This window comes from Pseudoalteromonas sp. SG41-5, assembly GCF_014164495.1.
Lineage (GTDB): Bacteria > Pseudomonadota > Gammaproteobacteria > Enterobacterales > Alteromonadaceae > Pseudoalteromonas > Pseudoalteromonas rhizosphaerae.
Map to the genome: position 1 here is coordinate 1 of NZ_JACJFH010000135.1, position 8,236 is coordinate 8,236.

Genomic DNA, 8,236 nt, shown 5'->3' on the forward strand with positions numbered 1-8,236 from the left:
GAAGAGCTAGAGCTTGTTGAAGAGCCAGAGCTTGTTGAAGAGCCAGAGCTTGCAGCAGAGCCTGAGCTTTTAGATGAACTTGGATCAGAGCTTGAAGGTTTAGATGATGATTTATTTGCACAAACGAGTGAAGAATCAAGCGACGATTTACTTGATGAAGATGATTTACTTGAAGAATATAATGATCCTTCACTAAAAAGTGTTGATGATTTACTCAATGAACTGCAGCAAGAAGACGATTACGTAGAGCCTCCACAATGGTCTGATGTTGATGAACTCAACGATGATATCGAAGAGGTTGAAATAGATCTGGGAGATGATCCGCTTGCAGATGAAGAGCTCGGTGATGAATTTGATTTAGCACTGGAAGACGAACCTCTTAGCAATGATACAGTAACACCAAGTTTAGAGCTTGATGATTATCCAGACCTTGAACTCGATGATGAAGAGATTGATAGTGACGCAGAATTAGCCGATGAGACTGAGCTGGAAACGTCGGGAGCAGATACTCCAGAGCTGAAGCTTAGTCAAGCTGAGCAAGATCTTGCTAATGCAATGGCGGGAGGTCACGATTTAGATAGTTTAGAGCAAGATTTTGATGATGAATTATTAATCGAAGATGAGCTGATTACTGAAGATGAGCCAGTTGCTGAAGACGAACTAGTTACTGAAGATGAAGCAGTTGTTGAAGATGAACTTACAGATGCGTTAGAAGATGAATATCATGGTGATTTCGCGACTGAACTTGAAGATCCACTGGAACAATCGTTGTCAGATGATCAGCTTGATGATGATTTTATGGCTGATCTCACCCAAACAGATTTTGATGCATTGCTTAGTGAGTTGGCTGAACCTGAGTCTTTAGAAATAGATGATAGCAGCGAGTTTGAAGTTGATTTCAATGCGTTACTCAGTGAAGATCTTGCTGCACTTGAAGAGCTTTCAGTACCTGATGATGTGCCGTCGGCGGAGCAATTAAGTGAAGACGTGAATACATCAACAAATGAGGACATCGTTGCGGATGAATTTGTCGATATTGATGCTTTGATTGAACAAAGTGATGATACAAGCTTAGATTATGAACCTTATGATGATGTAAATATGGATGTCGGATTAAGTGAGTTTGATGCCTTACTTGCTGGAGATAACCCAACTGATGTGGATGCTGAAAGTGGCGGTTATTCTGCAAAACTTGATTTAGCACGTGCTTATATTGAAATAGGGGATATGGATGCAGCCCTTGACGCTATTGACGAAGTGATAGCAAATGGTCCCGAAGAAGTACAAGAAGAAGCACAAAGCTTAAAAGCAAAATTACTGTAAGTTGTTTCTGCATTTATAGTTAAAACGGGGAGTAAATTTAGTTTACTCGCCGTTTTTTTAGCAATAGAAAAAAGCTCGCTTGGCTACTGTGCGCTTAATTTGTATAGAGTCACTTTTATTGCAGCGTCAGATAGCATAAAATGCCCCGTTCATTAGCACAGTAGGTAAAGCAGTAATTATGCGAGTAGCACTTGGAGTTGAGTACAACGGCGCCCGTTATAGTGGTTGGCAACGTCAATCGCATGTAAATAGCGTACAACAAGAAGTAGAAACCGCGCTTTCGCGTATTTGTAATCATCCAGTTGAAATAGTCTGTGCTGGGCGCACTGATGCCGGCGTGCATGGCACTGGGCAAGTGGTGCATTTTGATACCGATGCTGAACGCGATATGGTTGCATTTACTATGGGTATGAATACCTTGCTACCAAAAGATATTGCTATTCGCTATGCAAAACCGGTGAGTGATGATTTTCATGCACGTTTTAGTGCTACAGCTCGTCGTTATCGTTATGTTATTTACAATAACGCCTTTCGAGGAGCAATATTAAATGAAGGCGTTACGCATTTTCATCATCCACTTGATGAAACTAAAATGCAAGAAGCGTGTCAATATCTATTAGGTGAGCATGATTTTACGTCATTCAGAGCTTTGCATTGTCAAGCGAATACTGCTACACGTACTATTCATCACTTGTCAGTTGAGCGTCAAGGCAGTTATGTGATTATTGATATTAAGGCTAATGCATTTTTACACCACATGGTGCGTAACATTACCGGTTGCTTAACCGATATTGGTATTCATAAGCAGCAACCTGTGTGGCTAAAAGAGTTACTTGATTTAAAAGAGCGAGCCAAAGCCAGTGCGACGGCAAAGGCGGCAGGTTTATACTTAGTTGATGTTGACTATCCGGCGCGGTTTGAAATTCCGTCGACACCACTTGGCCCTTTATTCTTAACGGATGTGAAGGGTTAATTGGTGATAAATTAAACATAACCTTGCAGGCATTTCACTACTAAGACCAGTTTTTTATACCGCCTGTGTGGAATTCATGTTTTAATTGAAAAAATTTGTCTGTCAATAATGATTTGGCAGGAACGCAGCAAAGCACAGAATAGTATTAAGAGAGTTGCAAATGAGTTGGTTAGAAAAAATCCTACCTAAAACAACAAAGTCTTCGGCTCGTAAAGAGATCCCTGAAGGTGTTTGGGCAAAGTGTACAGATTGTGATTCGATTTTATATAAAGCTGAATTAGAAAAATCACTCAATGTATGTCCTAAATGCAATCACCACATGCGTGTGAGTGGCCGTAAACGCCTTGAGCACTTTTTGGATGATGGCGACCGCCAGGAACTTGGCACACAGCACGAACCAAAAGATATTTTAAAGTTTAAAGACTCGAAAAAATATTCAGATCGTATTGCCGCTGCACAAAAATCAAGTGGCGAAAAAGACGCATTAGTCGCGATGAAGGGACGCTTAAAAGGCATTCCAGTGGCCGCCGTCGCATTTGAATTCTCATTTATGGGTGGGTCAATGGCATCGGTTGTTGGCGCACGTTTTGTGGATGCTGTTGATCAGTGTTTAGAGCATAACATGCCGCTAATTTGCTTCTCCGCTTCAGGTGGCGCACGTATGCAAGAGGCACTAATGTCGCTTATGCAAATGGCTAAAACCAGTGCTGCACTTGCTAAGATGAGCGAACAAGGCTTACCGTTTATCTCAGTAATGACTGACCCAACTATGGGCGGTGTATCAGCATCATTAGCTATGCTAGGTGATATCAACGTGGCGGAGCCAAAAGCATTAATCGGCTTTGCGGGTCCTCGTGTAATTGAACAAACTGTGCGCGAAACCTTACCTGAAGGCTTCCAACGCAGTGAATTTCTACTCGAGCATGGTGCCATCGATATGATTATTGATCGCCGTGAAATGCGTGACACACTTGCCCGCATACTAGCTAAATTTATGAACTTGCCTTCTACGGAACAAGAGCATAGAGTAGCGTAAATTTCAGCTTTACTGATTACACGCTATGACAAAAAATCTTCCTAGCCAATCATCAAGCCTTGATGATTGGCTTTGTTATTTAGAAAGTGTTCACCCAGCAAATATTGCCATGGGTTTAGAACGCGTTGCCAAAGTTGCCAATACCATTGGTTTACTAGATAGCCCAAGTAAAATTATTCTAATAGCCGGCACCAATGGCAAAGGCACCACTGCCCGATGTTTAGAATCACTGCTGCTTGCCCAAGGTTATTCGGTTGGTACCTATGCCTCTCCTCATTTAATTCATTATAACGAGCGAGTGCGCATTAATGGCGCTGAGCTTGATGATCAATTTCATGTTGATGCGTTTGACTTGCTCGAGCAAGGCCGCGGTGACACGCCACTGACTTATTTTGAGTATGGCACCTTAGGCGCACTGGCTATTTTTAAACGCCATAGCGTTGATTATGTGCTGTTAGAAGTGGGTTTAGGTGGGCGTTTCGATGCTACCAATATTGTTACTCCATTTGCCAGTGTGATCACCACCATAGATCTAGATCATAAAGAGTACCTTGGTGATACGCGAGAGCTTGTGGGTTATGATAAAGCAGGGATCTTCCGTACTGGCACACCTGCCATTGTCGGCGATTTAAATATACCGCACACAGTCACCGACTACGGTCATGAAATTAACGCGGTGATGCATTTATCAGGGCGTGACTTTATATTTAAAGAGCATGCGCAAAGTTTTAGTTGGCAATATCAAGCCCATCACTTTGAGTTTGCTAAACCATCAATCCCATGCCAAAACGCGGCAACGGCACTAACCACATTAGCCGTGTTAGATTTATTACCTAGTGAGGCAGTGATCCGTGATTGTTTAGCTAATTTAGTTGTTGAAGGGCGTTTTCAGCAACTAAGCAGCAAACCTATGGTCTATACTGATGTGGCACATAATGCTGAATCTGCACGCTATTTAGCTAAAAAGTTAGCTAACCTGCAAGATCAAGGCTTTAAAGTTCATGCGTTAGTCGCTATGCTGGCTGATAAAGACAAAGTCGCTGTATTAAATGAAGTTAGCCCGGTAGTTGATGCGTGGTGTTTAGCCGGACTTAATTGCTTTCGTGGCGATAAAGTAGAGAATTTAGCTAAATCCATGGATAATGTGCATACAAGCGCGCCAATTGAAAAATATCAAACAGTTGCAGACGCATTGGATGGTGTGTTGCCACAGCTTGATGAGAAGACGGCGTTAATCATATTTGGCTCCTTCTTAACTGTTGCAGCTGCTATCAATTATTGGAAAAAATAGAGAGGAATCAGGTGAACTCAGGCTTTATAAATCGTTTAGTCGGCACAACTATTGTGGTGATTGCAGCTATCGTGTTTATTCCTAATATTCTTGATGGCGAAAAAGTACATTACAAAGAAGGCTTTAAAGCCATTCCGGAACGTCCTGAGTTCACAACTATTGACTTGCAAGATTCAATAGATGATCAAGTGGCTAACGCACAACAGCCAAACGAAGAGCCTGAGGAAGATATATTGCCAGATGATGACCTAATCTCAAGTTCCTCTGATGCGGTTGAAGAGACGACGCTAGTAGCGAAAAAAATGGTTGAAGCATCGACTGAGCAAACTACTGTAGCAACGACTACAGCACAACCTGTTGAAAAAAAGTCTGAGCCATCACGTAAGCCTGAAGAAAATTTATCGAAAATGGCATATGTAATTCAGTTGGGGAGCTTTTCGCATAGTGAGAATGTAAAATCGCTACAAGCTAAACTAAGTGACAAAGGGTTTAAAACCTTTACCCGTCCAGTTAAAACACCAAATGGTACTTTAACCAAAGTTTTTGTGGGTCCGTCGCTTGATAAAGCCCAGCTTGAGAGCAAACTCCCTGAATTAAAAGCACTTACTAAACTTAACGGAAAAGTTACCCAATTTGAAGTAGCAAAATGATCTGGCATTTAGTGCTGACCTCTTATAGAATGCGCCCCAAATTAACGACTAGTTGGTTCATATGATCTGGGTTGATTACGCCATCTTTGGCATTATTGCACTGTCTACTATTATCGGTTTAATTCGTGGCTTTATAAAAGAAGCAATGTCTTTGGCTGTGTGGGCTGGCGCATTTATCATATCTAGCTTGTTTTACCAATATTTAGCATCATTCCTAACAAGTATTTCTGAACCCCTTTTAAGAAATGCAGCGGCCATTGCCATATTATTCTTTGCGACGCTATTGTTAGGCGGATTGTTAAACTACCTTCTAGGTGAACTTGTACAACGTACTGGTTTGTCTGGCACAGACCGTGTCTTCGGCATTGTCTTTGGTGCACTTCGTGGCGTGTTGGTCGTGAGCGCGTTACTCTTCTTTCTTGATGCTTTTACTGGTGCACCCAATACGCACTGGTGGGGTAACTCTATTTTGATCCCAGAATTTGGCTTTGTTGTTGAGTGGTTTTTTTCATACCTCGAAAATAACTCTAGCTTTTTAAATTCGGTCAACCGTTAATCGGCGAGGAAAAATTTCATGTGTGGTATCGTTGGAATAGTCGGAACATCTCCTGTAAATCAGGCGATTTATGATGGCTTAACTGTTTTGCAACACCGTGGTCAAGATGCCGCGGGCATCATTACCATTGAAAACAACACCTTTAGTTTACGCAAAGCAAATGGCTTAGTGAAAGATGTATTTCACACCCGTCATATGAAGCGTTTACAAGGCACTATTGGTATCGGCCATGTACGCTATCCGACAGCAGGTTCTTCTAGCTCGTCTGAAGCGCAGCCGTTCTATGTTAATTCACCGTTCGGTATTGCTTTAGCACACAACGGTAACTTAACCAATGCAGAGCAGCTTAAAGATCAATTGTTCTGTGAAGCACGTCGCCACGTTAACACAACCTCAGATTCTGAAATTTTACTTAACATCATGGCTCATGAATTAAGTAAACCAAATAAACTACATCTTGACCCTGAAGATATTTTTAACGGTATCACCGAAGTTATAAATAAAGTTCAAGGCGGTTATGCCACCATCGCTATGGTAATTGGCCATGGTATTATCGCGTTTCGTGACCCAAATGGTATTCGTCCATTAGTGTTTGGTAAACGTGAAACTGCAAATGGCACCGAGTATATGTTTGCCTCTGAAAGCGTTGCGTTAAAAACCGATGGTTTTGAATTTGTGCGTGATGTCGCTCCTGGTGAAGCGATATATGTTACTGAAGGCGGTGAGTTTTACTCTCAAACATGCGCAGATAAAGTATCTTACTCGCCATGTATCTTTGAATTTGTTTACTTTGCACGTCCAGACTCAAATATCGATCGCATGTCTGTTTACGCTACACGTGTAAATATGGGCACTAAGCTTGGCGAAAAAATTGCTCGCGAATGGGCTGATAAAGATATTGATGTTGTTATTCCAATCCCAGAAACATCATGTGATGTGGCATTGGAAATCGCCCGCGTACTTAATCTGCCATATCGCCAAGGGTTTGTTAAAAACCGTTACATTGGCCGTACGTTTATCATGCCTGGTCAGGAAATGCGTAAAAAGTCAGTACGTCAAAAGCTCAATGCAATTGACCGTGAGTTTAAAGGTAAAAACGTATTACTAGTTGATGACTCGATTGTACGTGGCACTACTTCAGCACAAATTGTTGAAATGGCGCGTGAGTCTGGTGCTAAAAACGTTTACTTTGCTTCTGCTGCACCTGAAATTCGCTTTCCGAACGTGTATGGTATTGATATGCCATCTGCGGCTGAGTTGATTGCCCATGGACGTGAAGTTGAAGATATCAATGCAAGCATTGGCTCTGATGGTTTGATTTTCCAATCGTTACCTGATTTGATTGCTGCCGTAGCGCAGGAAAACCCAGAAATTACACGATTTGAAACATCAGTATTTGATGGCCAATATATTACCGGTGGTATCGATCAGAATTATTTGAATCGTATTGAACAGCTGCGTAATGATTCGGCAAAAAGTAGTCGTGAAAGTGCCATGTCTTCTGGTTTAGAGTTACATAATCAAGAAGAAAACGGCTCAGATTAATCTCTGCCTAGCGAAATAAAAAAGGAGCTAAATTTAGCTCCTTTTTTGCGAAGGAAAGAAAATAATAACACTACTATATACTACATTTTACAGCTTCTAACGTTGAACTAGGTATCATGTAAAGGTTGGACTTACGATACCGTTGGTCCACAATATGGCGGTGACAGCTAAAATAATCACCAGTAAAATTAGTCCGCAAGTTACCACAGAGCTTGCGTAAATAAAGCCACGCTCTTGCGGTATATGCATCAAAATGGGCACACCGGTATACAGCAAGTAGACCGAATAGCCTAAAGCGACCAAACCCACACATACAACAAACCATAGTTCTGGCCAAAATGCCGCTAGTGCAGACATAAATACTGGTGTTGAAGTATACGCTGCAAGTTCTAAGGTTTGGGTAAAGGTTGGTTCTGCACCAAAAGTAACAGCCATCCAATGTGCTAAATAAGCCAGCGCAAACACACCTACAATTAAAGCGCCATACATAGCTGCAGCAATCAGTATTGCACTATCGTGGGTTAAAAATACCGGATTACCAGCCCCGATACTCCAGCCCAAATAAACTGATGAGTAATAACCCATTGCAGATGGAAACAACGCTATCAGTAATATATGTGATAGGCTATATGTTAAGCTCTCGTGGCGGTTATCTATTGTTTGCCACTCTTCGAGTGGATGGGCATATATGCCCCAAAGATGGTTTAGTATCATAATTGTGTGCCCCATGAAAAGGAATTATACCAATCGTGTTAAGTTACTGACCATTTATAGCGACAGATAAATACAGTGATAACAAGGCGTAAATTTTGACATGTAGTTGTTCTACTTGAAAAAATTATAACGCAGTTAGCGCTTTATT

At 41.6% G+C, this 8,236-nt stretch carries 8 protein-coding genes; 7 read left to right on the forward strand and 1 reads right to left on the reverse strand.

Features of this window, described 5'->3' with window-relative positions:
- The 7 genes from H5232_RS21245 to purF all read left to right on the forward strand — a co-directional run.
- Positions 1-1,323: FimV/HubP family polar landmark protein (locus H5232_RS21245; RefSeq protein WP_310736895.1), on the forward strand; the 1,323-nt coding region annotated here is incomplete at its 5' end.
- A 178-nt stretch (positions 1,324-1,501) separates the two neighbouring features.
- Entirely contained in the window at positions 1,502-2,296 is a 795-nt protein-coding gene (gene truA / locus H5232_RS21250; RefSeq protein WP_149980769.1) for a tRNA pseudouridine(38-40) synthase TruA, read from the forward strand.
- Between the two features lie 160 nt (positions 2,297-2,456).
- The gene (gene accD, locus H5232_RS21255; protein ID WP_145241496.1) at positions 2,457-3,332 is read left to right on the forward strand and encodes an acetyl-CoA carboxylase, carboxyltransferase subunit beta; all 876 of its coding nucleotides are present in this window, start codon (positions 2,457-2,459) and stop codon (positions 3,330-3,332) included.
- Positions 3,333-3,357: 25 nt separating this feature from the next.
- Positions 3,358-4,623, forward strand: a complete 1,266-nt coding sequence (folC, locus tag H5232_RS21260; RefSeq protein ID WP_182768354.1) for a bifunctional tetrahydrofolate synthase/dihydrofolate synthase — start codon at positions 3,358-3,360, stop codon at positions 4,621-4,623.
- An 11-nt stretch (positions 4,624-4,634) separates the two neighbouring features.
- A complete protein-coding gene (locus H5232_RS21265) occupies positions 4,635-5,273 on the forward strand; it encodes an SPOR domain-containing protein (protein WP_182831466.1) in 639 nt (212 codons plus the stop codon).
- A gap of 61 nt (positions 5,274-5,334) precedes the next feature.
- Positions 5,335-5,829, forward strand: coding sequence for a CvpA family protein (locus tag H5232_RS21270; RefSeq protein WP_054206292.1), 495 nt, complete (start codon positions 5,335-5,337; stop codon positions 5,827-5,829).
- 18 nt (positions 5,830-5,847) lie between these two features.
- A complete protein-coding gene (gene purF / locus H5232_RS21275; protein WP_182718155.1) occupies positions 5,848-7,374 on the forward strand; it encodes an amidophosphoribosyltransferase in 1,527 nt (508 codons plus the stop codon).
- Between the two features lie 114 nt (positions 7,375-7,488).
- On the opposite strand, the gene H5232_RS21280 is transcribed toward purF, so the two are convergent.
- Positions 7,489-8,088 carry a Yip1 family protein gene (locus H5232_RS21280; RefSeq protein WP_145241488.1) on the reverse strand — a complete coding sequence of 200 codons (600 nt, stop codon included), beginning with the start codon at positions 8,086-8,088 and terminating at the stop codon, positions 7,489-7,491.
- Between the last annotated feature and the right edge of the window lie 148 nt (positions 8,089-8,236).

Coding starts and splice junctions, on each gene's coding strand:
- truA (WP_149980769.1), top strand. CDS start 1,502: ATGCGAGTAGCACTTGGAGTTGAGTACAACGGCGCCCGTTATAGTGGT.
- accD (WP_145241496.1), top strand. CDS start 2,457: ATGAGTTGGTTAGAAAAAATCCTACCTAAAACAACAAAGTCTTCGGCT.
- folC (WP_182768354.1), top strand. CDS start 3,358: ATGACAAAAAATCTTCCTAGCCAATCATCAAGCCTTGATGATTGGCTT.
- H5232_RS21270 (WP_054206292.1), top strand. CDS start 5,335: ATGATCTGGGTTGATTACGCCATCTTTGGCATTATTGCACTGTCTACT.
- purF (WP_182718155.1), top strand. CDS start 5,848: ATGTGTGGTATCGTTGGAATAGTCGGAACATCTCCTGTAAATCAGGCG.
- H5232_RS21280 (WP_145241488.1), bottom strand. CDS start 8,088: ATGATACTAAACCATCTTTGGGGCATATATGCCCATCCACTCGAAGAG.